21 protein-coding genes are annotated in these 22,783 nt (G+C 64.3%); 12 read left to right on the top strand and 9 right to left on the bottom strand.

The features are described 5' to 3' along the window. Positions 1-6: 6 nt before the first annotated feature. The 4 genes from AC3RCG_RS09400 to AC3RCG_RS09415 are packed head-to-tail and all read right to left on the bottom strand — an operon-like array spanning position 7 to position 5,666. Positions 7-927 (bottom strand): bestrophin family protein, encoded by a 921-nt coding sequence (locus AC3RCG_RS09400; protein ID WP_492404321.1) that lies wholly within the window; start codon positions 925-927, stop codon positions 7-9. Positions 928-940: 13 nt separating this feature from the next. Continuing rightward, positions 941-1,921: a cytochrome d ubiquinol oxidase subunit II gene (locus tag AC3RCG_RS09405; protein WP_492404323.1), complete on the bottom strand. Its 981-nt coding sequence runs from the start codon at positions 1,919-1,921 to the stop codon at positions 941-943. A gap of 39 nt (positions 1,922-1,960) precedes the next feature. Continuing rightward, a complete protein-coding gene (locus tag AC3RCG_RS09410; RefSeq protein WP_492404325.1) occupies positions 1,961-3,340 on the bottom strand; it encodes a cytochrome ubiquinol oxidase subunit I in 1,380 nt (459 codons plus the stop codon). Between the two features lie 13 nt (positions 3,341-3,353). Then, a complete protein-coding gene (locus AC3RCG_RS09415; RefSeq protein WP_492404327.1) occupies positions 3,354-5,666 on the bottom strand; it encodes an FdhF/YdeP family oxidoreductase in 2,313 nt (770 codons plus the stop codon). 197 nt (positions 5,667-5,863) lie between these two features. On the opposite strand from AC3RCG_RS09415, the gene AC3RCG_RS09420 reads away from it, so the two are divergent. Both AC3RCG_RS09420 and moaA read left to right on the top strand, forming a co-directional pair. Next, entirely contained in the window at positions 5,864-6,139 is a 276-nt protein-coding gene (locus AC3RCG_RS09420) for a helix-turn-helix domain-containing protein (RefSeq protein WP_409026866.1), read from the top strand. Positions 6,140-6,243: 104 nt separating this feature from the next. After that, positions 6,244-7,332: a GTP 3',8-cyclase MoaA gene (gene moaA / locus AC3RCG_RS09425; protein WP_492404329.1), complete on the top strand. Its 1,089-nt coding sequence runs from the start codon at positions 6,244-6,246 to the stop codon at positions 7,330-7,332. 5 nt (positions 7,333-7,337) lie between these two features. Here the strand turns inward: moaA and AC3RCG_RS09430 are convergent, their stop codons facing one another. Beyond that, the gene (locus AC3RCG_RS09430) at positions 7,338-8,762 is read right to left on the bottom strand and encodes an aminotransferase-like domain-containing protein (RefSeq protein ID WP_492404331.1); all 1,425 of its coding nucleotides are present in this window, start codon (positions 8,760-8,762) and stop codon (positions 7,338-7,340) included. Between the two features lie 155 nt (positions 8,763-8,917). Between AC3RCG_RS09430 and AC3RCG_RS09435 the strand changes: the two genes are divergently transcribed. From AC3RCG_RS09435 to AC3RCG_RS09460, 6 genes are all read left to right on the top strand, one after another. Beyond that, positions 8,918-9,880: a Dyp-type peroxidase gene (locus AC3RCG_RS09435; RefSeq protein WP_162995600.1), complete on the top strand. Its 963-nt coding sequence runs from the start codon at positions 8,918-8,920 to the stop codon at positions 9,878-9,880. Between the two features lie 45 nt (positions 9,881-9,925). Beyond that, on the top strand, positions 9,926-10,309 hold the full coding sequence (locus tag AC3RCG_RS09440) for a hypothetical protein (RefSeq protein ID WP_070224881.1): 384 nt from the start codon (positions 9,926-9,928) through the stop codon (positions 10,307-10,309). A 107-nt stretch (positions 10,310-10,416) separates the two neighbouring features. Next, on the top strand, positions 10,417-12,252 hold the full coding sequence (gene msbA, locus AC3RCG_RS09445) for a lipid A export permease/ATP-binding protein MsbA (RefSeq protein ID WP_492404334.1): 1,836 nt from the start codon (positions 10,417-10,419) through the stop codon (positions 12,250-12,252). A gap of 161 nt (positions 12,253-12,413) precedes the next feature. After that, positions 12,414-13,541, top strand: a complete 1,128-nt coding sequence (locus tag AC3RCG_RS09450; RefSeq protein ID WP_070224883.1) for a toxin-antitoxin system YwqK family antitoxin — start codon at positions 12,414-12,416, stop codon at positions 13,539-13,541. Positions 13,542-13,550: 9 nt separating this feature from the next. Continuing rightward, the gene (locus AC3RCG_RS09455; RefSeq protein WP_492404335.1) at positions 13,551-14,369 is read left to right on the top strand and encodes a toxin-antitoxin system YwqK family antitoxin; all 819 of its coding nucleotides are present in this window, start codon (positions 13,551-13,553) and stop codon (positions 14,367-14,369) included. Between the two features lie 79 nt (positions 14,370-14,448). Then, a complete protein-coding gene (locus AC3RCG_RS09460) occupies positions 14,449-14,943 on the top strand; it encodes a MarR family winged helix-turn-helix transcriptional regulator (protein WP_070224885.1) in 495 nt (164 codons plus the stop codon). Here the strand turns inward: AC3RCG_RS09460 and AC3RCG_RS09465 are convergent. Beyond that, on the bottom strand, positions 14,933-16,267 hold the full coding sequence (locus AC3RCG_RS09465) for a chloride channel protein (RefSeq protein WP_492404337.1): 1,335 nt from the start codon (positions 16,265-16,267) through the stop codon (positions 14,933-14,935). The two genes, AC3RCG_RS09460 and AC3RCG_RS09465, sit on opposite strands and share 11 nt — an antisense overlap. A gap of 115 nt (positions 16,268-16,382) precedes the next feature. Further along, entirely contained in the window at positions 16,383-17,282 is a 900-nt protein-coding gene (gene nhaR / locus AC3RCG_RS09470) for a transcriptional activator NhaR (RefSeq protein WP_099409922.1), read from the bottom strand. A gap of 160 nt (positions 17,283-17,442) precedes the next feature. Between nhaR and AC3RCG_RS09475 the strand changes: the two genes are divergently transcribed. Next, complete coding sequence (locus AC3RCG_RS09475) at positions 17,443-18,405, top strand: TerC family protein (protein ID WP_492404339.1); 963 nt, start codon at positions 17,443-17,445, stop codon at positions 18,403-18,405. A gap of 68 nt (positions 18,406-18,473) precedes the next feature. Continuing rightward, positions 18,474-18,875 (top strand): TerB family tellurite resistance protein, encoded by a 402-nt coding sequence (locus AC3RCG_RS09480; protein ID WP_070312983.1) that lies wholly within the window; start codon positions 18,474-18,476, stop codon positions 18,873-18,875. Here the strand turns inward: AC3RCG_RS09480 and AC3RCG_RS09485 are convergent, their stop codons facing one another. Beyond that, a complete protein-coding gene (locus AC3RCG_RS09485) occupies positions 18,876-19,229 on the bottom strand; it encodes a YnfA family protein (protein WP_070291362.1) in 354 nt (117 codons plus the stop codon). Between the two features lie 90 nt (positions 19,230-19,319). On the opposite strand from AC3RCG_RS09485, the gene AC3RCG_RS09490 reads away from it, so the two are divergent. Then, positions 19,320-20,588: a glycerate kinase type-2 family protein gene (locus AC3RCG_RS09490; protein ID WP_492404341.1), complete on the top strand. Its 1,269-nt coding sequence runs from the start codon at positions 19,320-19,322 to the stop codon at positions 20,586-20,588. Between the two features lie 2 nt (positions 20,589-20,590). Here AC3RCG_RS09490 and AC3RCG_RS09495 read toward each other — a convergent pair whose 3' ends face one another. Then, positions 20,591-21,604 carry a zinc-binding alcohol dehydrogenase family protein gene (locus tag AC3RCG_RS09495; protein ID WP_492404343.1) on the bottom strand — a complete coding sequence of 338 codons (1,014 nt, stop codon included), beginning with the start codon at positions 21,602-21,604 and terminating at the stop codon, positions 20,591-20,593. Positions 21,605-21,830: 226 nt separating this feature from the next. On the opposite strand from AC3RCG_RS09495, the gene AC3RCG_RS09500 reads away from it, so the two are divergent. Continuing rightward, on the top strand, positions 21,831-22,745 hold the full coding sequence (locus AC3RCG_RS09500) for a LysR family transcriptional regulator (RefSeq protein WP_070224893.1): 915 nt from the start codon (positions 21,831-21,833) through the stop codon (positions 22,743-22,745). Positions 22,746-22,783: the final 38 nt, after the last annotated feature.

The following is a 22,783-nucleotide window of genomic DNA, read 5'->3' on the forward strand; positions in this document are numbered from 1 at the left end:
CTCCGGTTAATCGATCTGATAGCGGGGGCAGGGCCGTATCGAAGGCGGCAGCGGGTCGCCGTTCAATTCCAGCAGCGAGCGTTCCGTTTCGCGCGTCATGGCGTTCAGGGCCAGGCAGTTGGGGGCCAGGCCGAACGGTTCGGCGATCTGCTGCGCGATGGCTTCCAGCGCGAACAGGGTGTAGGCAACGAAGACGGAAATGAGGGGCGTGGCCACGCCGATGGCGTCCACCAGGCCCAGCGGCAGTAAAAAACAATACATATAAACGGTGCGATGCACGAGCACGCCATACGGATACGGAATCGGCGTGTTCTTGATGCGCTCGCAGCCGGCCACGGTGGCGGCCAGGTCGTTGAGCTGGGTGTCGAGCATCCACAGCAGTTGCGTCTGGCCCGGCTGGCGCTGCACGGCGTCGTGCAGCATGGCGCGCACCGCATGCAGTATGGCGACGGGCTTGAAGTTGACGCCCTGCAAGCGCTGCACGTCCTCGGCCGGCAGGTAGCGCGCCAGGTCTTGCTGCGGGTCGGTCTGGCGCAGCTGATGCTTGAGCGCGTAGACGAAGGCGATCAGGCGGCGCAGCAGCAACTGGTGGTCCAGGCCGCTCGTTTCCTGCGGCAAATACGTGAGCGCCTGCGAAGCGAGGGCGCGCGCGGCGATCAGCAATTGCCCCCAGATATGCCGCGCCTCGACGAAGCGCGCATAGCTGGCGTTGTTGCGAAAGCCGAGAAAGATCGCCAGGCTGATGCCGACCATGGGGAACGGCGCCGTATCGAGCGGAATCTTGACGCCGAAGATGCGGCCGTCCGTCAGCAAGGCCAGCGAACTGACGACCAGCATCAGCAGCAGTTGCGGGATGATGGCTTGCAGCACCGAGCCGTTCCAGACGAACAGCATGCGGAACCAGTTGGTGGTAGGCCGAATGATCATGATCTGATGCCGATCAATGCTTGCGGGGCACGACTTTGCCCTCGAAGACGTAGTATTGGAACAGGTTGTAGCCGATCATGATCGGCAGCATGGAACCCATGCCGATCAGCATGAAGATCAGGGTCGGCTCATCGGAGGCGGCCGCCGCGATGCTCAGCTTGCCCGGGACGAGATCGGGGAAGAAGCTGATGGCCAGGCCCGCGAACGACGCCAAAAACAGCACGATGGCGCCGCGGAAGGGGCCACGCACGCCGTTCACGTGCACGGCCCACAGGATGTAAATAAACGCGCTGGCGGCGACGGCGGCCAGGGCCAGCAGCACGCCGAACACGCCCGGCTGCGCCCAGCGGTCGTGGCCGATGGCGCTGAAGACCATGGTGCCGGCTGACAGCACGATGGCGGCCGCGACCGTCGCCAGCACGCTGGTGGTCGCGTAACGGCGCGCGGCCGCTTCCAGCTGGCCGCCCGTCTTCTTGATCAGATAAGTGCTGCCGAGCAGGCAGTACCCGGCCACCACGCCCAGCGCCGTGCAGGCCGTGAAGACCGCACTCAGCGGGCCCGGCTGCAAGCCCGTGATGACCTTACCCAGCACCACTCCCTGCGCCACGGCGGCCAGCAGGCTGCCCACGCCGAAGACCACGTCCCACAGGCGCTTGTTGCCGGCCGCATGGCGGAACTCGATCGAGGCGCCGCGCATGATCAGGCTGGCGATCAGCAGCATGATGGGAATGTACAATTGTTCCAGCAGGGTGGCGTAGGCGCTGGGAAAGGCGCCGAACAGGGCGCCGCCCACCACCACCAGCCAGGTTTCATTGGCGTCCCACACGTGCTCGATAGATTGAAAGATCAGGTTGCGTTCCTGCTCGCGGCGCGTGAACAGGCTGAGGATGCCCACGCCCAGGTCAAAGCCGTCCGTGACCACGTAAAACACCAGCATCAGGCCGATCAGGCCGAACCAGGAATTGCCCAGCATGGCGTGCGAATTCATATCCATTTCATACTCCTCATACTCCTTGATTGATGGGGGCGCATTTCAATACCCCGCGGCATGGGCGACGTCCGGCAGGGGCAGCGTCACGTCCGGGCCTTGTTGCAGCCATTTCCTGGCAAATACAAAGAAAGTGACGAACAGCACGATGTAAAACACATAGAACATCAGCATGCTGCCGGCCACAGCGTGAGCCGCCACATCGGAGACGGCGTCGCGCGTGCGCAGCAGGCCGTACACGACCCATGGCTGGCGTCCCACTTCGCGCACGATCCAGCCGCACTCGACGGCGATGTAGGGCAGCGGTATCGTCAGCACCCAGGCCAGCAGCAGCTTGCGGTTGCGCACGAACTCCTGCACCCGGCCGCCTGCCTTGCGCCAGGCGACGAAGGTCCAGAACGCCAGCAGCACGAACCATATGCCGATGCCGGCCATGGCACGGAACGCGTAGTACAGCAGCGGCAGCATGGGCGGCTGGTCTGCGCGGGCGATGTCGGCCAGGCCCGTGATCTTGCCCGTGGCGCTATGCGTGGCGATCACGCTGAGCATGCCGGGCACTTCGAGCGACCAGTCGTTCTTCTGCTCCGTCTGGTTGGGCCAGGCCAGCAGGGACCAGGCGGCCCCCTCGCCATCGCGATTCGTGTGCCAGTGCCCTTCGATGGCCGCGCCCTTGGCGGGCTGGGTCTTGAAGACGTCGACGCCGCTCGAATCACCGAGCCACACTTGCAACGGTGCGATGACCAGCAACAGCATCAGCGCCAGCTTGAACGAGCGGGCGAAGAAAGCCGGTTCGCGGCGCTTGAACATATACCAGGCGGAAATGCCGGCGATGACGATCAAGCCCGTTTCCACGGCGGCCACCCACATGTGGCCCACGGCCCAGGCCATGTCGGGATTGAAGATGGCGGCCACGTAATCGGTGACGATGATCTTGCCATCAAGCACGCGCACGCCGGCCGGCGTCTGCATCCAGGAATTGGCGACCATGATCCAGAACGAGGAAATGCTGGAACCGAGCGCCACCATGCCGGTGGCAAACAGGTGCACGCCCTTCGTTACGCGGCCCCAGCCGAACATCATGACGCCGATGAAACCCGCTTCCAGCATGAAGGCCATGGCGCCCTCGAAGCCGAGGATGTTGCCGATGAACTGGCCCGAATGGTGCGAGAACGGCGCCCAGTTGGTGCCGAACTGGAATTCCAGGGGAATCCCGCTGACGACGCCGACGGCGAAGTTGAGCACCAGCAGCTTGCTCCAGAAGCGCGCGTGGCGGTAGTAGACGGGGTCGCTGGTGCGCAGCCACAGCGCCTCGACGACGAACAGGAACAGCGACAGGCTGATCGTCAAGATGGGCCACAGGATGTGAAAGATGGCCGTCATCGCAAATTGTGCGCGCGACAGGTCCAGGGTATCGAAACCGAACATGGCGTTGTCCTGTTCAGCTGGCGGCGGCCGAAGGCGCCAGCAGCACGGGGATGGATTTGAAGGTCGGCGTGCGCGAGCCTTCGCCCACGCTGTCGAGCGGCACCAGCGGATTGGTTTCCGGGTAGTAGGCGCCGATGCAGCCGCGCGGAATGTCGTACTCGACCAGCAGAAAGCGGTCGGCGCGGCGTTCGATGCCGTCATGCCACACGCCGATCAGGTCGACCCAGTCGCCGGCCGCAAAACCCAGCATGGCCAGGTCGTCCTTGTTGATGAAGACGACGCGGCGCTGGCCGAACACGCCCCGGTAGCGGTCGTCCATGGCGTAGATCGTCGTGTTGTACTGGTCGTGCGAACGCGTCGTCATCAGCACCATCAATCGTTCGCCGTATTGCTGGCGCGCACGATGGATGGGCGTATCGCGTTCCACGGCGTTGACGAGGAATTGCGCCTTGCCGCTGGCCGTCTTCCACACCCTTTCGCGCGAGGCGATTTCCAGGTGGAAGCCGCCGGGCTTGGCTATGCGCAAGTTGTAGTCGAAAAAGTCGTCGAATACTTGTTCGATGGAATCGCGCAGCAGCGCATAGTTGCCGGAATAGCGCAGCCAGTCGATCTTCTCGCTGCCCAGTGTCGCCTGCGCCATGCCGGCCACGATGGCGATTTCCGAGCGCAGATTGGGCGAGGCGGGCTGGTTCATGCCGAACGAGATGTGCACCATGCTCATCGAGTCTTCCACCGTCACGCCTTGTGCCACGCCTTGCTGCACGTCGATCTCCGTGCGCCCCAGGGTGGGCAGGATCAGCGCATCCTTGCCGTGCACCAGGTGGCTGCGGTTGAGCTTGGTGGCGATGTGGACCGTCAGGTCGCACGAGCGCAGCGCGTCCCAGGTGCGCGGCGTGTCCGGCGTGGCCATCGAGAAATTGCCACCGAGGGCGACAAACACTTTCACCTTCTTCTCCAGCATGGCTTCGATGGTGCCGACGGCGTCGTAGCCGTGGTGGCGCGGCGGTTCAAAACCGAACACCAGGCCCAGGCGGTCGAGGAATTCCTTGGTCGGCTGTTCCTCGATGCCCATGGTGCGGTCGCCCTGCACGTTCGAGTGGCCGCGCACGGGGCACAGACCCGCGCCGCGCTTGCCGATATTGCCGCGCATCATCATCAAGTTCGACAGGATCTGCACGGTGGCCAGCGAATTCTTGTGCTGCGTCACGCCCATGCCCCAGGTGGCGATGACGGCCTTGCCCTTCACGTAGATCTGCGTCAATTCTTCGATCTTGTCGCGCGCCACGCCCGATTCGGCCAGCAGCAAGTCCCAGCTTTCCGCGCGCAGGTCGGCGGCGAAGGCGTCGAAGCCGCTCGTGTGCTCGGCGATGAAGGCACAGTCGAGCACGCGCTCCTGGCCGTGGGCGATGGCGTCATCATCGAGCTCGACGACGCGCTTGGCCATGGCCTTGATCAGCGCGAAGTCGCCGCCCAGGGTGGGGCAGATGAACAGCGAACAGATGTTCGTGCTGCCGCCCGTCAGCATTTCCAGCGGATGCTGCGGGCTGGTGAAACGTTCCAGGCCCCGTTCGTGCAGCGGGTTGATGGAGACGATGGTGGCGCCGCGGCGCGATGCTTCGCGCAATTCGCCCAGCATGCGCGGGTGGTTGGTGGCCGGGTTCTGGCCGAACAGCAGCAGGGTGTCCGCATGCTCGAAATCGTCGAGCAGCACCGTGCCCTTGCCGATACCGACGGTTTCCGGCAAGCCACGGCTCGTCGCTTCGTGGCACAGGTTGGAACAGTCGGGGAAGTTATTCGTGCCGTAGGCGCGCACGAACAGCTGATACAAAAAGGCCGCTTCGTTGCTGGCGCGGCCAGACGTGTAGAAGGCGGCCTGGTCCGGGTCGTCCAGCGCGTGCAAATGGTGCGCCACGAGGGCGAACGCGTCGTCCCAGGCTATCGCCTGGTATTTGTCGCTGGCCGCGTCGTAGACCATGGGGTCCGTCAGGCGGCCATGTTGTTCCAGATCATAGTCCGACTGTTCCATCAATTCCGTGACCGTGTGCTCCTGGAAAAACTCGGGACGCACGCGCTTGCTCGTCGATTCGGCGGCCACGGCCTTGACGCCGTTTTCGCAGAATTCAAACGTCGATGCGTGTTCGCGGTCGGGCCAGGCGCAGCCGGGACAGTCGAAGCCGTCGGGCTGGTTTTGCTCGAACAGCGAACGGTAATTGCCCGCGCTGACTTTTTCCTTGAACAGATTGATGGCCACGTACTTGAGTGCTCCCCAACCGGCCGCGGCATGGGTATAGGGCGCGATGCGCGCGTCGGACTTTGGCTTGCTCATGATGACTCTCCTGGTGATATGCGATGGGACAATCACATGGTAGGGGCGGCGGACCGTCCCGTAGGCGCACAGTTCCGGACAAAAAAACAGAGTACAGATGGGCATGCGCCGATTTGCATCGCACCCGCCATGCCGCTGACTTATGATGCAAACGAGGGAAGTGCATTGCGCATTTCCAGCCTTCAACGAGGAACAATATGCAACATGAAGACGGAGTCGACGCGGCGCTGATAGCCCTGCTGGCGCTGCTGTGGGAGGCGCGCCAGGAAGCGTCCGAGAAACCGTGGTCGCTGGCCAAGCTGGCCAAGCGGGCAGGGGTACAGATGAGCACTTTGTTGCGCCAGCTCAATGCGCTGTCCAGCGCGCAACTGGTGAACGTGACGACGGCGGAGAGCGGCGGCGGCAGTGCGCTGCTGAGCGAAGCGGGCGCGCAGCTGTGCGCCAGCGTGTTCGCGCCGCCGCCGGCAGAGTAAAGCCGCATCTGTACTCTATCGCCCGGCGCCGGACTGTACCTCCTGGCCTGCCCCCATTCGCCCTATGCTACGTCCTGACGAATGCACATCAAGGGGGAAGCACAATGAACACCATCCTGTATCCGCAGCCAGCACTCCGGCAGCCAGACCATATCGCGCCCTGCTTGGACATGCTGGGCCGTCCCCTGACGGACTTGCGCATTTCCGTCATCGACCAGTGCAACTTCCGCTGCACCTATTGCATGCCGGCCGAGCTGTACCCGAGCGATTACCCGTTCCTGCCATCGAGCGAGCGCCTGTCCTTCGCGCAGATCGAGACGATGGCGCGCGCCTTCGTGCGCCTGGGCGTGGATAAAATCCGCATCACGGGCGGCGAACCGCTGCTGCGCAAGAACCTGGAACAGCTGATCGAGCGCCTGGCGCGGCTCGCCACGCCGGACGGGCGCGCCGTGAGCATCGCGCTGACGACGAATGGCAGCTTGCTGGCCGCCAAGGCGCGCTCGCTGAAGGACGCTGGCCTGGACCGGGTCACCGTCAGCCTCGACAGCCTGGATAACGGCATCTTCCAGCGCATGAATGGCGTCGATTTTCCCGTCGAGAAAGTGCTGCACGGCATTGAGGTAGCGCAAGCCGTGGGCTTGCATCCCGTGAAGGTCAACATGGTCGTGCAGAAAGGCGTCAACGACAGCCAGATCGTGCCGCTGGCGCGCCACTTCCGCCACACGGGCGTGATCCTGCGCCTGATCGAATTCATGGACGTGGGCGGCATCGGCGCCTGGTCGCGCACGCACGTCGTCACGTCGGACGCGGCGCGCGCGCTGATCGCGGCGGAATTTCCCCTCGTGCCGCTGGGCGAAGGCAAGCCGATCTCGCATGAAACGGCCAGCCGCTACAGTTATCTCGATGGCGGCGGCGAAGTGGGTTTCATTTCCAGCGTGTCGCAGCCGTTCTGCGGCGACTGCAGCCGCGTGCGCGTCTCGTCCGATGGCAAGCTGTTTACGTGTTTGTTCGCCCACGACGGCCTCGACCTGCGGCCCCATCTGGATTCCGAGCAAGGGCTGGAAACCGTGCTGCGCCGACACTGGCAACGCCGTGGCGACCGCTACTCGGAAGTGCGCGGCGCGCTGGCCCAGGCCGGCGGCGCCCAGCGCAAGCAGTATCCCACCGTGCGCATGTCGCTGGTGGGCGGGTGAATGGTTTACAAAAACTCGGTGATCAGTTTGCCGAGCAGGATGATCGCCTGTTCCACGTCCACGCTCCACGGATAGCTGTAGTTGAGGCGTATGCAATGCTTGTAAGCCTGGCTGACGGAAAACATGCGCCCCGGACCCACCGTGATCTTGCATTCCAGCGCGCGCCGGTACAGTTGCATCGAATCCACGTTGCCGGGCAACTCCACCCACAGCACGTAGCCGCCTTGCGGTTGCGAGACTTTGGTGCCAGCAGGAAAGAAGCGCAGCGCGGCGGCCGCCATGATGCGCGCCTGCTGGGCGTAGGCCTTGCGGGTGCGGCGCAGATGCTGTTCGTAGCCATCGTTTTGCAGGTATTCGGCGATGGCCAGTTGCGGAAACGAGGACGTGGCCAGGGTGTTGAGGAATTTGAGTTCCTCCACCTTGCCCCGGTAGCGCCCGGCCAGCGCCCAGCCCACGCGCTGGGCCGAGCTGAGGCTCTTGGAAAACGAGGAACAGTGCAGCACCAGGCCCTTGCGGTCGTAGGACTTGAGCGAGGACGGGTGGGCGTCGCCGTAATACAGTTCGTTGTAGACGCCGTTTTCGATGGCGGGCACGTCGTGCTGTTCCAGCAGCTGATACAGCGCGCGCTTGCGCTGGTCGGACATCTGGAAGCCCAGCGGATTCTGGAAGTTCGGCATCACCATGACGGCGGCGATCGGTTGCCGGGCCATGATGTCGGCCAGCGCTTCGATGCTGATGCCGTCGTACGGATCGGTGGAGATTTCCACCACCTTCATGCCCAGCCGTTCGACGGCCATCAGCATGGCATAGAAGGTGGGCGACTCGACGGCGATGGTGTCGCCCGGCCTGGCCACGGCTTGCAGGCACAGGTTGATCGCTTCCGTGGCGCCCACGGTGACGATGATTTCGTCGGGATCGACGGCCAGGCCGTTTTCCATGTAGCGGCGGGCGATTTCGCGGATCAGCTGCGGGTTGCCCGGCGGCAGGTCGTCCGTCATGTTCCACTCGCGGTTGCGGCGCGCCACGGCGCCCGCATACTGGTTGATGCGTCCCCAGGGAAACAGCGAAGGGTCGGGGTAGGGCGAGCCCAGCGGGATGGCGTCGTGCAAGCCGATCGAGCGCAGGGTCGACAGCACCAGGCGGCTGACGTGCACTTCGGCCGGCACGGTGCTCGGCTGCGAGGCTTGCATGCACAGGTCGGCCGGCTGTGCATCGCCGTCGGCGCGGGGCCGCACGAAGTAGCCGGACTGGGGCCGGCTTTCGATCACGCCCATGCTTTCCAGCTTGACGTAGGCGCGCAGCACCGTGGTGATGCTCAGCTTGTGCTGCTGGCTGGTCTGGCGCACGGAGGGTATGCGTTCGCCGGGCAAGAGCACGCCCTTGGTCACCAGTTGCTCGATGTCGCTGACGAGCTTTTCATACAATTTCATTGGTATCCATTCTTGAATCTTGCTCTACGTCATTGCATTATCGTCCAATTTATGACGACCTATAGTTACAGTTATCGCATGTTGCCTAAATGAAACTCCCAGGCTGCACTTCTGGTTTAATATCCATAGAGAAAACTAAAAGAGGAACATCTGTCATGGCAATTCCACAAAGCATGCTGTCTGTCGTCGCGCGCGACGAAGTGCATTTGCAGTTCAATGTGAAGGCCGGCGTTGAACCGGAGCAGCTGTTCAGGGTGTTGGGCAAACTGTGGGAATCCGAGGTCACGGGCATCCTGGATCCCACCCTGAACCGCCACCATCAGTTAACAGGCGGTACGGCCAATGTGGTGCTGGGATTCAAGCCCGAGCTGTGGCGCGCCGCTTGCCCCGGCTGCGTGCCGGACAACATGGCATCGTTCGCGCAAGACCTCGTGGGCGCCAATGGCAAGACGGCGCCGGCCACCCAGCACGATTTCTGGGTCTGGATCACGCAATCGAACGCGGCCACCCTGTACGACAGCATGCGCACGACGCTCACCTTGCTGAGCCCTTACGCCGAGCTGGCCAGCGAGCAGGTGTGTTTTCCGTATCACAATAACGTGACCTTCGACGGCTTTGCCGACGGCGTCGCCAACCCGAATCCGTTCCGCGCGAATGGCGTGGCCATCATTCCCGATGGCGAGGCGGGCGCGGGCGGCTCCACCGTGCTGCTGCAGAAATGGCGCATGGACGTGGAGCGCCTGCGCGCCTTGCCCGTGCACGCGGCGGAGCAGGTGTGGGGCCGCACCAAGGCCGGCAGCCATGAATTGTCGCCGCTGCCCGTCGATTCCCACGTGGGCCGCAACCAGTTTATCCGCGATGGCGAGGAAGTCGATATCGTGCGCCGCAATGCCAATTACGCCAATGCGACCGAGGCGGGCGTCATGTTTGTCGGTTTCTGCAAGGACATCACGGTGACCATGGGCATGCTGCGGCAAATGTACGGCGTAGGCTATGATGGCGTCACCAAGACGGACAGGCTGCTGGATTTTTCCACGGCGCTGTCGTCGGCGATCTATTTCGTGCCCAGCATCGACGCCTTGCTGGCCGTGGGTATTTCGCCGGCGGATCCCGGCTAAGGGCCGCCCCGGCGGTCCCTATTTTTACTTAACTAGGAGTTTTCCATGCGTATTCGTCCCGCCACACTGCTGTCCACCTTGATACTGGGCAGCGCCGTCTTCAGCGCTTCCGCTTCCGCCGTCGGCCTGGGTTTCCTGGCCGATACGCCGATGGCTTACCTGAACAAGAACGACAAGCCCGTCTTCGTGAAAGCCGTCACCGACGTGCTCAACGACAAGAAGGATGGCGAAACCGTGCAATGGAGCAATGAAGGCTTGCGCAATTCCGTGCGCATCGCCGCCGACATCACGGCCAGCGACACGGAAAAGACGGACGCGCAAACCTGCCGCAAGGTGCAGGTGGGCTTGAACGCCAAGGGCCAGGAACAGACCCTCAAGCTGAAAGTCTGCAAGGCTGGCACGGCCGCGTGGAAAGTGGCGAAGAGCTGATCGTCCGTGTTTTCCTTGCCGGTCCTGCGCCGGCAAGGTGACGACTTTCTCATAGGTGAGTCTGGCAGCGGTTAGAATCACGTTTTACCCTTACTTTTCTCACCTGCATGCAGCAAAGTCGCCTCCTGTTCTTCCGCCTGGCCGGCCAGTTTCGCCGCTATGGCGCCATCGTTGCCGCCACTTTGCTGGCCGTGGGCGTGGCGTCCGCCACCGATGTGTTGTTAATCCGCCAGTTGCAAAACGTCGTCGACGCCATGCGCACGACGGCCATCACGCAGGTTGCGCCCGCGTCCGGCGTGATGGGCATGCTGCAGGGCTGGGTCGACCGTTTCTTGCCGGCACAGGCGGGACAGGTGGATCTGTGGGTGATTCCCGCCACCATCCTGGGCCTGGCCGTGCTGCGCATGGTGTCGAGCTTTGCCGGCGATTACGGTTCCGTCTGGCTATCGAGCCGGGTGCAGGCCGATTTGCGCGAAAAGATGTTCGCCACCATCATGCGCCTGCCCAGCCGCTTCTTCGATACCACCACCACCAGCCTGACGCAGTCGCGCGTGGCCTTCGACGCCAGCCAGGTGTCGCAGGCGGGCTTGAACGTGCTCAACGTGATGGTGCGCGATTCCGTCGCCACCGTCGGCTACCTGATTTTATTGTTCAGCATCGACGTGAAACTGGCCCTGTTCTGCATGGCCTCGATGCCCATCGTCGCCATCGTCGTGACCTTGGCGGGACGGCGCATGCGCCACCTGAGCAAGAGTTCGCAGCAAGCCGTGGGCGAGCTGACGTCCGTGCTCGATGAAAGCATCGGCGGCCAGCGCGTGGTGAAAATCTTCGGCGGGCAAGACTATGAACAGGCGCGCTTCGGCAACGTCGTCAAGCGCAACCGCCAGCTGGCCGTCAAGCATGCGGCCACCTCGGCCATGAATTCCGGCTTCATCATGATGCTCGTCGGCATTACCCTGTCGTCCGTGATCTATTTCGCCATGCTGCGCGCGCAAAGCGGCGCCATCACGCCGGGCGCTTTTGTTGCCTTCATGGGCGCGCTGATGGCCATGCAGTCGCCGATCAAGAACCTGACCAAGATCAATGAGCCGCTGCAGCGGGGCCTGGCTGCGGCCGAGTCCGTCTTCGGTTTGATCGACACGCCGCTGGAACCGGACCCGGGCACCATCGCCCCGGCCACCGTGCAAGGCAATCTGTCTCTGCAGAACGTGCACTTCCGCTACAACAGCGACGATCCCGATGCGCCCACGGCCTTGAGCGATATCACGCTCGACATCCGCGCCGGCGAAACGGTGGCCCTGGTGGGCGGCTCGGGCGGCGGCAAGACGACCTTGCTGGGCTTGCTGCCGCGCTTCTATGACGTCAGCGGCGGCCGGATACTGCTCGACGGCGTCGACGTGCGCGACTACGCCTTGCTGGCCCTGCGGCGCCAGTTTGCCCTCGTCAGCCAGGACGTGATCCTTTTCAACGACACGATGGCGGCGAATATCGCGTATGGCGACCCGGCGCCGGACATGGCCCGCATCGAAGCGTCGGCGCGCGCCGCGTATGCGCACGACTTCATCATGCAGCTGCCGCAAGGCTACGCGACCCAGGCGGGCCAGAACGGTTCGCGCCTGTCGGGCGGGCAACGCCAGCGCCTGGCCATCGCCCGCGCCCTGTACAAGGATGCGCCGATCCTGCTGCTCGATGAAGCGACCAGCGCGCTGGACACGGAGTCGGAGCGCTCCGTGCAGGCGGCGCTGGAAGTGCTGATGCGCAACCGCACCACCATCGTCATCGCCCACCGCTTATCCACCATCGAAAGCGCCGACCGCATCGTCGTCATGCAGGGCGGCCGCCTGGTCGAGTCGGGCAGCCATGCCGCCTTGCTGCAGCAGGGCGGCGCGTATGCACGGCTGCATGCGAGCCAGTTGTCGCCTGTCAAGGATGGCATGGGCTGATGTGTGGCACGCTTGCCGCGCCAGCGCATGTCCCCGGACCGGGGCCGGACCAGCAGGTCTGGTCCCGGTTTTTTTTATTGTTGGGGCGGCAATCGTGCCCATGGCGAACGGCGCTTGCCTTTATGATAGTGGCCGCAAAGCAACATGAACAATGGAGCAACATGAAGAATCAACAGACGATGCGCTGGCTGCTGGCCGCCGCGCTGGGCATGGGCGCAGCCCTGCCATTGGCGGCTCAGGAACAGCCCGAAGGGCAAATGCCAACGCCAACCTTGCAGGAGGAAGACCACACCATGTATCTGGATGAAAATTTCATGCCCAGCAACCAGCGCCGCGCCGTGTATGCGCTGCGCACGCCGCCCGTGCGCGACGAGGCGTTGGGCGCCTGGCATGTGCGGCTCGAATTTCCCGACACGCCGGGCGTGCTGGCCTTTGAAACCTATGCCACGGATCTGGACCTGAGTCAGATCAGGTTCGTAAAGTTTCGCAAGTATTACTACGAGAATGGCCAGCTGTTACGGGAAACCTATTTCAATGCCCAGGGCGAGGAGCTGCTGGGCGGCTGCGTGTACTTCGAGAATGGCCAGATCCAGCAGAAGGTCACGCCGCTGCCGAACGGGCGCGACAGCATCTCGGAAACGTATCACAAGAACGGCCAATTGATGAGCCGCACGCTGTACCACGGCGACGAGATGGCCGATGGCGAGCACGTGTCGTATGGCGCGAATGGCGCCGTCAGCAACCGCTCGTATCGCCGCAATGGCCAGATGGATGGCGTGGAGGAATCGTTTTATCCGGATGGCAAGCTGTTCCGAAGGGGACGGCACGTCGATGGCCAGCGCGAGGGCGAGTTTGTCATGCTTGCCGAGGACGGCAAGGTGCTGGCCCGGACCGTCTGGGTGCACGGCCAGCCCGACGGCTGGTCGTTTGAAAGCCATGGCAATGGCGTCGTGTCGAACAAGACGCTGTACCATAAAGGTGCCGTGCTCAGCTTGCAAACGTGGGCCCCGAATGGCCGGCCCGTGTTTGCGTGGCAAAAAGACGCGCAGGGGCGCGACCATGGCGACACGACCGACTGGCATGCCAACGGCGTGCGCGCCAGCGTGACGCCGTTTGTCGAAGGCCAGCGCCACGGCTTGCTGCAGACCTGGTACAGCGACGGCAGCCTGCGGCAGATCGTGCCGTACGAACACGGCAAGAAGCACGGCATCGAGCGCCAGTGGGACAAGACGGGCAAGCTGGTGCTGGAGCAGGCGTGGCACGATGGCCAGCCGGTGGCCGCGCAGTAGGGGGGCGGCATGCGGTATGCACAGAAAATGCGCCTGGCGCTGCTGGCAGCGCTCATGACGGTGCTGCCGCTGGCGGCGCAGGCGCAGGCGCCGGCTCGCGGCACGTCGTTCTATGACAACGGCCAGCTCAAGCAAAAGGTGACCCGGCTGCCGAACGGACGCGACCGTATTGTCGAGTCTTACCATGAGAATGGCCAGCTGATGAACCGCATCCGCTACCACGGCCAGCAAATGGCCGATGGCGAGTATGTGTCGTATGGCCCGAATGGCAAGGTGAGCAGCCGCGCCTTCCTGAAGGGCGGCAGGATGCATGGGCTGCAGCAAGTGTTTTACGCCGACGGCAAGCTGTTCCAGCGCAGCCATTTCATCCATGACGAGCAGGATGGCGAGGCCGTCACCCTGGCGCCCGACGGCAAGGTACTCGCCAGCACGACGTGGCGCCATGGTGAGCCCGACGGCTGGTCGTTCGACAGCCATGACAATGGCCAGCTGGCGCAGAGAGCGCTGTACCGCAAGGGCAAGCTGCTGAGCATGCAGAAGTGGGGCAGCAATGGCCAGCCGACCGTTGCCTGGCAGCAGGATGCCCAAGGGCGCGAGCAGGGCGACGTGACGCAATGGCATGACAACGGCGTGCGCGCCAGTGTCACGCCCATGCGCGACGGCCAGCGCCATGGCTTGCTGCAGACCTGGTACGCGGACGGTAGCCCGCAGCAGGTCGTGCCGTATGAACATGACAAGAAACAGGGCATCGAGCGCCAGTGGGACCAGGCTGGCAAGCTGGTGCTGGAGCAGGCTTGGCAAGCTGGAGAGCCAGTCCCCATGCGCTAGGAATCCCCCCGCCTTTGCAGGTATCATGCAGGGATTCCGGCCCGCCAGCAGGCGCCCAGCCGGTACGATAACGGAGGCAATGGTGGTGGAAGCGGACATTTCGGCGGTGGCCCGGGCGCAGGGCATGGCCTTGCAAAACATGCGCGTCGTCATGCGCGCGGCGCAGCGGCACTCGGCGCAGATCGAGAAGCAATGCGGCGTGTCTGGCGCGCAACTGTGGGTGATGCAGGAATTGCTGGAGCGGCCGGGCCTGCGCATGGGCGAGCTGGCCGGCAAGATGTCGATACACCAGACGACGGCCAGCAACCTGGTCGAGGCGCTGGTGAAAAAAACCTATGTGCGCAAGGCGCGCGACCAGCCCGACCAGCGCGTCGTTACGCTCACCCTGACGGCGGAAGGGCAAGCCGTGATCGCCGGCGCGCCGCAGCCGGCGCGCGGCTTGCTGCCCAGTGCGCTGGCCCAGCTGGACCCCGACAGCCTGGCGCACCTGAACCAGGGCTTGAACGCCTTGCTGGCCGTCGTCGCCCCCGATGACAGGCAGGCGGGCATGCAGCCGTTTCCGTTTACGATGTAGTGTCCCGGCTGGCCTGCGGCAGCCGTTGCAGCTGCAGCTGCGCCAGCGCCCCGTACAGCGGTTCGCTGAGCACGCGCGAGACGGTGCTGGCCACCACGGCGCAGGCCATCAGGCTCAGCACCATGCCGTGGCCGTCGACCATTTCCATGACGATGATGAACGCCGTCAGCGGCGCCTGCGTGGCGGCGGCCAGGAATCCCACCATGCCCAGCGCGATCAGCGCGGGCGCATGCGGGTAGTGCAGCAATTGCGCAATGTCATGCCCGATCCCGGCGCCGATGGCCAAGGATGGCGCGAAGATGCCGGCCGGCACGCCCGACCACACGGTCAGCCACGTCGCCACATATTTGAAGGCAACAAAGGCGGGCGCCACGTCGGACGCGCCTTCGAGCATGGCGCGCGTGGCCACGGTGCCGCTGCCGAACGTGGCGCCGTGGCTGGCGATGCCGATGGCCGCCACCAGCAAACCGCAGACGGCGGCGAACAGCACGGGCCGGCCTGTTCTCCATGCGGACAATTTCCCCAGCGGATTGCCCCGGGCGGACGCCAGCAGCAGCCGCGCAAACAGGCCCCCGGCCACGCCCGCGACCAACGTTACCAGTAAACCTGGCAGTGCCAGCGCCAGGCCGATGGGGCCAGGGTGGATGATGCCGAAGTGGGTGGCGTTGCCGTGGATCGAGACGGCCATCATGCCGGCCAGCACGATGCCGGCGACAATCAAGCCGCTGTTGCGCTGCTCGGGCGAGCGCGACAGTTCCTCGATGGCGAACATGACGCCCGCCAGCGGCGTGTTGAAGGCGGCCGCGATGCCGGCCGCGCCACCGGCCACCAGCAGCGAATGGGCGCTCACCTGCGAATGGCGCGGCAGCCAGCGTCGCGCGGCCAGCATCACGCCGGCGGCGATCTGCACTGACGGCCCTTCGCGCCCCAGCGACAATCCCCCCAGCAAGCCGCCCGCCGTCAGGCCGATCTTCGCGGCGCTGAGTTTCAGGGAGACAAACAATGAGCGCTGCTCGGGCGCCACGGCCGGGTCCAGTGTCGCCATCACTTGCGGGATGCCGGAACCGGCCGCGCCCATGGCATAGCGGCGCGTCAGCCAGACGAGCAGGGCGGCGCAGGCCGGTGTCCACAGCAGGGCGAACCACCAGGCCTTGCCGTTAAAAAAGAGAAAACAATCGAGCGCTGTTTCCGCGAGCCACGTAAAGCCCACGACGACGAGGCCCGCGACGGCGGCCATGCCGACGACGACGGCGCGCGACCACCACAGGCGCGGGTTGGCAAATTCATGCTTGAAGGCAGAGGGGATGTCGTGCAAGTGCTTCATTGCGGCAAGTCCTGGAAGGGGCGCGCAGGGCGTCGGGGAGGCTTGTCATTATATAGATGTATTTGCTCAAATGTATTTGCGGGGTTTTAATTGTGGAACTTCAGTTGTGGAACTACTACACGAACAGCTCGCGCCGCGCGCTCTGGCTGATGGCGATGGTGGCGGGGTGGCTCAGCCGCCGCTCCGTGGTGATCGCATACACTTGCTCGACGAGGCTGTCGACCCGGCCCAGCGCCACCACGCCATGCTGTTCGCACACCTGGGGCGCGATCACGGTGGGGGCGAAGAACAGGCCGGCGCCGGACTGGCCGAAGGCCTGCATCATGGCGCTGTCGTCGAACTCGCCCACGATGCGCGGGTGCAGGTGGTTGTCGCCCAGCCATTGCAGCAGGCGGCCGTAGATGGCGAAATCCTCGCCCGGCAGCAGCAGCGGCGCGCCGTTCAGGCATAGCGGAAAGCCGCCTTCCAGGGTGGCGGCCAGGGCCGGCGTGCCGAACAGGGTCATGCCGCTTTCGCCCAGCAGGTGGTTGTAGCCGCGCACGCTCAAGTGGGACGGCATGGGGCGGTCGGCGATGATCAGGTCCAGCCGGTGCACGGCCAGGTCCGCCAGCAGGCTGGCCAGCCGGCCTTCGCGGCAGATCATGCGCAGCGGTTCGGCCAGGCCCAGCGCCGGTTCGACCAGGCGGCAGGCGATCAGTTTCGATACGGAATCGGCGCAGCCGACGCGAAACGTGGTCGTCGCCGTGCGCGACTGGTCGCGCACGATTTCCAGCAATTCGTCGCCCGTGCTGAAAATCTCTTCCGCATGGCTGAGGATGCGCCTGCCCGTCTCCGTCAATTCCAGCTTGCGCCCGCTGCGGCGGAACAGTTCCACGCCCAGGGTGTCGGCAAAGTCGCTGAGCTGGCCGGAAATCGATTGCGGCGTCAGGTGCAGCTGCTCGGCCGCGCGGGCGATGCTGCCCGTCTTGGCCACCATCCAGAAATAGCGCAAGTGCTTGAAGTTGAGTGTGGACATGTTTGTTCCCGGCAAAATTACTACATCGATTTTTTCGATGTATTCGTAAATTATATTCGATTTGTTCGATGTTTATATTCAGCCTATGATGACTGCTCAATTCATGCAAGGAGAGTGCCATGGGCATCAGGATAGAGACAGACGGTTGCGGAGGCCGCCGATGAACGGCCTGGAGAGTATTGCAACGGCACCCATGTGGGCCGGCTTCATCGTATTCGTCCTGTTCATGCTGGCGCTGGACCTGTTCGTCTTCGGCGGCAACAAGGCGCACAAGGTCAGTGTCAAGGAAGCGGCGACCTGGTCGCTCGTGTGGGTCAGCCTGGCCCTGCTGTTCAACGGCGGCCTGTGGTGGTATCTGAACGGCACGGCCGGTCCCGAGATCGCCAACCAGAAGGCACTGGAGTTTTTCTCCGGCTACCTGATCGAGAAAGCCCTGTCGGTCGATAACGTGTTCGTCTTCCTGCTGATCTTCAGCGCCTTTCAGGTGCCGATCCAGTACCAGCGCCGCGTGCTGATCTACGGCGTGCTGGGCGCGATCGTCATGCGCGCCGTGATGATCATGGCCGGCGCCTGGGTGGTGAGCGAGTTCAGCTGGGTGCTGTACCTGTTCGGCGCCTTCCTGTTGATTACCGGCATGCGCATGCTGGTGGCGGCCGATGCGGAACCGGACGTGGCGAACAATCCCGTGCTGCGTTTTGCCCGCCGTCACTTGCGGGTGGCCGACGGCGACCACGGCGAGCATTTCTTCGTGGCCAAGGGCGGTTTGCGCTATGTCACGCCGCTGTTCCTCGTGCTGATCCTGATCGAGGTGACGGACCTGGTGTTCGCGGTCGACTCGATCCCGGCGATTTTCGCCATCACGACGGACCCGTTCATCGTCTTCACGTCGAACCTGTTCGCCATCATGGGCTTGCGCGCCTTGTACTTCCTGCTGGTGGACGTGGCTGACCGCTTCCACATGCTCAAGTATGGCCTGGCGATGGTGCTGGTGTTCATCGGCGCCAAGATGCTGATCATGCCGTGGTACCACGTGCCCGTCGAAGCGTCGCTGCTGGTGGTGGCGGTGCTGATCGTGTCGAGCTGCGTGGCGAGCGTATTCATCACCCGCAGCGACAAAAAGTAACACAGCAGTACGGCGCGCCCCGCACGGCGGTGGCGCGCTTTTTAAACTCACAATGGAAAGTAAAGACTATGCGTACCTATGCAACGAACAGTCCCCAGGCAGCGGGACGTATTCTGGCCCTGATGATGGTGGTTGACGGCAACCTGGCCAGCGCCGAGCTGCAAGCCATGCACCGCAGCAAGATCCTCGAACATATCGACTTGGCGCCGGCCGCTTTTCAACAGCTGTTGCAAGACCTGTGCGACGACATGCTGACCTCGACCGTGCATGGCGCCGTGCAGCTGGCCCATGGCGTGATCGACAGCCTGCTCGATGAAATCACGGACCCGGACTTGCGCCGCAAGCTGCTGCAAGCCATGTGGAAGATTGCCGACGCGGACGACTGGCTGGCCGATGGCGAAGCCGTACTGCTGGCCCGCGCCAGCGCGGCATGGTCGGCGGAAACGAATTTCCGCCAGCACGCGGCGTAATTACGCTGCCTTGTGTCCCATGGCAATCACGGCGGCGCCGGCCAGGGCCAGGCCCACGCCCGTCACATCCGTCCAGGCGGGCGTGACGCCGTCCACCAGCCACAGCCATCCCAGCGCCGTGGCGATGTAGACGGCGCCATACGTGGCGTAGACCCTGCCGCTGGCGGCCGGATGCAGGGTCAGCAGCCACACGAAGATCAGCAGGCTGAGGGCGGCCGGCAACAGCAGCCAGGCGCTGCCCTTGTTGCTCAACCACAGCATGGGCAGGTAGCAGCCCAGCAGTTCGGCCACGGCCGTGACGGTAAACAGCCCGAAAGTGCGGGCAAGACTGGTCCATTCGATGGCGTCGCTCATTGCATTCCTGTTCGTGATCAAGCCGCCATTGTAGTCTCCGGGCAGCGCCGTCCCTGCTATGATCGGGTTCGGATACCCGAGGAGAGCACCATGACGACGCCCCCCGCGCCGCGCGCCTTGCTGCAAGCCATGTTCCATGCCGCCGTCGAGGCGGCGCAGCCATCGCACTGCATACCGCCCCACCTGCCGCCCGCACCCAGGGGACGCTTGATCGTCATCGGCGCCGGCAAGGCGTCGGCCGCCATGGCGCAAGCCGTGGAGCGGCACTGGCCGGGGCCGCTGTCGGGCCTCGTCGTCACGCGCTACGGCTATGCCGTGCCCTGTGAACGCATCGAGATCGTGGAAGCGTCGCATCCCGTGCCGGATGCGGCCGGCATGCAGGCCGCGCGGCGCATGCTGGACCTGGTGGGCAATCTGCAGGCGGACGACACGGTGCTGTGCCTGATCTCGGGCGGCGGCTCGTCGCTGCTGGCCTTGCCCCTGGACGGCATCACCCTGGAAGACAAGCAAACCTTGAACCGCGCGCTGCTGGCGTCGGGCGCCACCATCGGCGAAATGAATTGCGTGCGCCGCCATTTGTCCGCCATCAAGGGCGGCCGGCTGGCAGCCGCCTGCCATCCGGCGCAAGTCATCACTCTGGCCATCTCCGACGTGCCCGGCGACAAGCTCGGCGATATCGCGTCCGGCCCCACGGTGGGCGACGCGACGACGTGCGAGGATGCGCTGGCCATCGTGCGCCGCTATGGCATGGACTTGCCGGACAGCATAAGAAAAACGCTGGAAAGCGGGCGCGGCGAATCCGTGAAACCCGGTGACCCGCGCCTGGCGCGCACGCGCACGACCCTGGTCGCCACGCCGCAGATGGCGCTCGAGGCGGCGGCCGCCGTGGCGCGCGCGGCCGGCGTCACGCCGTATATATTGGGCGACAGCCTGGAAGGCGAGGCGCGCGACGTGGGCAAAGTCATGGCCGGCATCGCGCTGCAAACGGCGATGCGGGGCCAGCCGTTTCCCGCCCCGTGCGTGCTGCTGTCGGGCGGCGAAACGACGGTCACCGTGCGCGGCAAGGGCCGCGGCGGGCGCAACGTGGAATTTTTGCTGGCGCTGGGCATCGCGCTGGATGGGCAAGCGGGCATCCACGCGCTGGCCGGCGACACGGATGGCGTCGACGGCCAGGAAGACATCGCCGGCGCTTGTCTCGCGCCCGACACCCTGCAGCGTGCCTGGGCGCAGGGCATCAAGCCCCGCGATAGCCTCGACAACAACGATGGACACGGCTTCTTCCAGGCGCTGGGAGATAGTGTGATCACGGGTCCGACATTGACGAATGTCAATGATTTCCGGGCCATTCTGATTACCTGAGTTCAGAACCCTTCAAGGACGATCTTGCCTTTGGCCGTATTGCTTTCCAGCAGGGCATGCGCGCGCTTCAGATTCGCCGCGTTGATCGTGCCGAAGCGCTCGGCCACGGTGGTCTTGATGATACCGGCGTCCACCAGCTGCGCCAGTTCCTCGAGCAAGGCGTGCTGCTGGACCATGTCCGGCGTCTGGAACAGCGAACGGGTAAACATCAGTTCCCAGTGCAAGGACACGCTCTTGCCCTTGAACTTGCGCACGTCGATGTGCTCGGGGTCGTCGATCAGGGCGAACTTGCCTTGCGGCGCGATCAGTTCGACGATCTGCTCGAAATGCTTGTCCGTCTGGTTCAGGCTGATCACGTAATCGACGGGCGGCAAGCCCAGGCGCGTGATTTCGGCGGCCAGCGGCAGGCTGTGGTCGATCACGTGGTGGGCGCCCAGTTGCTTGACCCAATCGGCCGTTTCCGCGCGCGAGGCCGTGCCGATGATGGTGACGCCCGTCAACTGCCGCGCCAGTTGCACCAGCACGGAGCCGACGCCGCCCGCTGCGCCGATCACGAGCAGCGACTTGCCGGTCATGCTCTTGTCGCGGCTGATCTGCAGGCGGTCGAACAGCAATTCCCAGGCCGTGATCGCCGTGAGCGGCAGGGCGGCGGCCGGGGCGAAATCGAGGCTGGCCGGCATGTGGCCCACGATGCGCTCGTCGACTAATTGAAATTCGCTGTTGCTGCCGGGGCGGTTGATGGCGCCCGCGTACCAGACCTTGTCGCCCACCTGGAACAGGGTGACGTCGGGGCCGACGGCCGTGACGACGCCGGCCGCATCCCAGCCCAGCACTTCGGGCTGGCCGTCTTTCGGCGCGCGGTTCTGGCGCACCTTGGTGTCGACGGGATTGACGGAGACGGCCTTGACGGCGACGAGCAGGTCGCGTCCCGTGGGGACGGGCACGGGCAGCTCGATGTCGACCAGGGCGTCGGCATCGGTGATGGGCAGGCTGTGGTGGTAGGCGATGGCTTTCATATTCTTCCTTTGGTAAAACAGTGATGGAGTCGGGTAGGTCGGATTAGCGCGGCTGTACCGCGCGTAATCCGACACCACCATCGGCCACGCCAACAATGTTGTCGGATTACCGTCCTTTGGACCTCATCCGACCTACGCCATACAGGCTTGATGACGTATCATGGCCATTTTCTCGCCAGCGAAAAAGAGGGCGCGTACCGAAACACTTTCAAAGGAATGCTGAAAATTGTTGCGACTCGATGACTTGCAGGTGTTTGTCCGCACGGCTGATCGGGGCAGTTTGTCGGCGGCCGCGCGCGAGATCGGCATCTCGCCCGCGCTGGCCAGCGCCGCCGTCAAGCGCCTGGAAGGGGAATTGGGCTTGCGCCTGCTGGCCCGCACGACCCGTTCGCTGAGCCTGACGCCGGAAGGCACGCAATACCTGGAGCATGCGCGTGAAGCCCTGCGCCTGCTGCGCGCGGGCCACGACGCACTGCTGACCGGCAAGGACAGTTTCGGCGGAACCTTGAAAATTGCCATGCCTTCCGACCTGGGCCGCAACCTGATGCTGGGCTGGCTGGACGCATTCCAGGCGCGCCATCCGAAACTGCACTACCAGCTCAGCGTCAGCGACCGGGTGGCCGACATGGTGCGTCAGCAAGTCGACATTGCCCTGCGCTATGGCCAGCAGGATGATTCGAGCATGGTCGCCATGCCCATCGCGCCCGCCAACGACAGAGTGCTGGTGGCCTCGCCCGGCTACCTGCGCGAGCATGGCCCCTTGCTGGCGCTGCAAGACTTGTCGCAGCGCAATTGCCTGCGCTTCGCACTGGAAGACGGCTTGCACGACCGCTGGACTTTTTACCGCCTGCCCCAGCGCGAGCAGGTGACGATTGCCGTCAGCGGCAACCGCAGCGCCGACGACGCCGACCTCGTGCGCCGCTGGGCCGTGGCGGGCCTGGGCATCGCCTACAAATCGCGGCTCGACGTGGCTGGCGACCTGGCCACCGGCCGCCTGCAAGCGCTGTTGCCCGACGTGGCGGGCGAGGCCACGCCCCTGCACCTGGTCTGCATGCACCGGGCGCAGGTGACGCCGCTGGTGCTGCAGCTGCGCGATTTCCTGCGCGACAAGTGTGCGGAGTTATTGAAACAGCATGATTAATTGCGGATGATTCCTGCGCGAGGTGTACTCCGCGGATT

It is taken from the genome of Janthinobacterium sp. GW823-FHT01H08 (assembly GCF_058797855.1).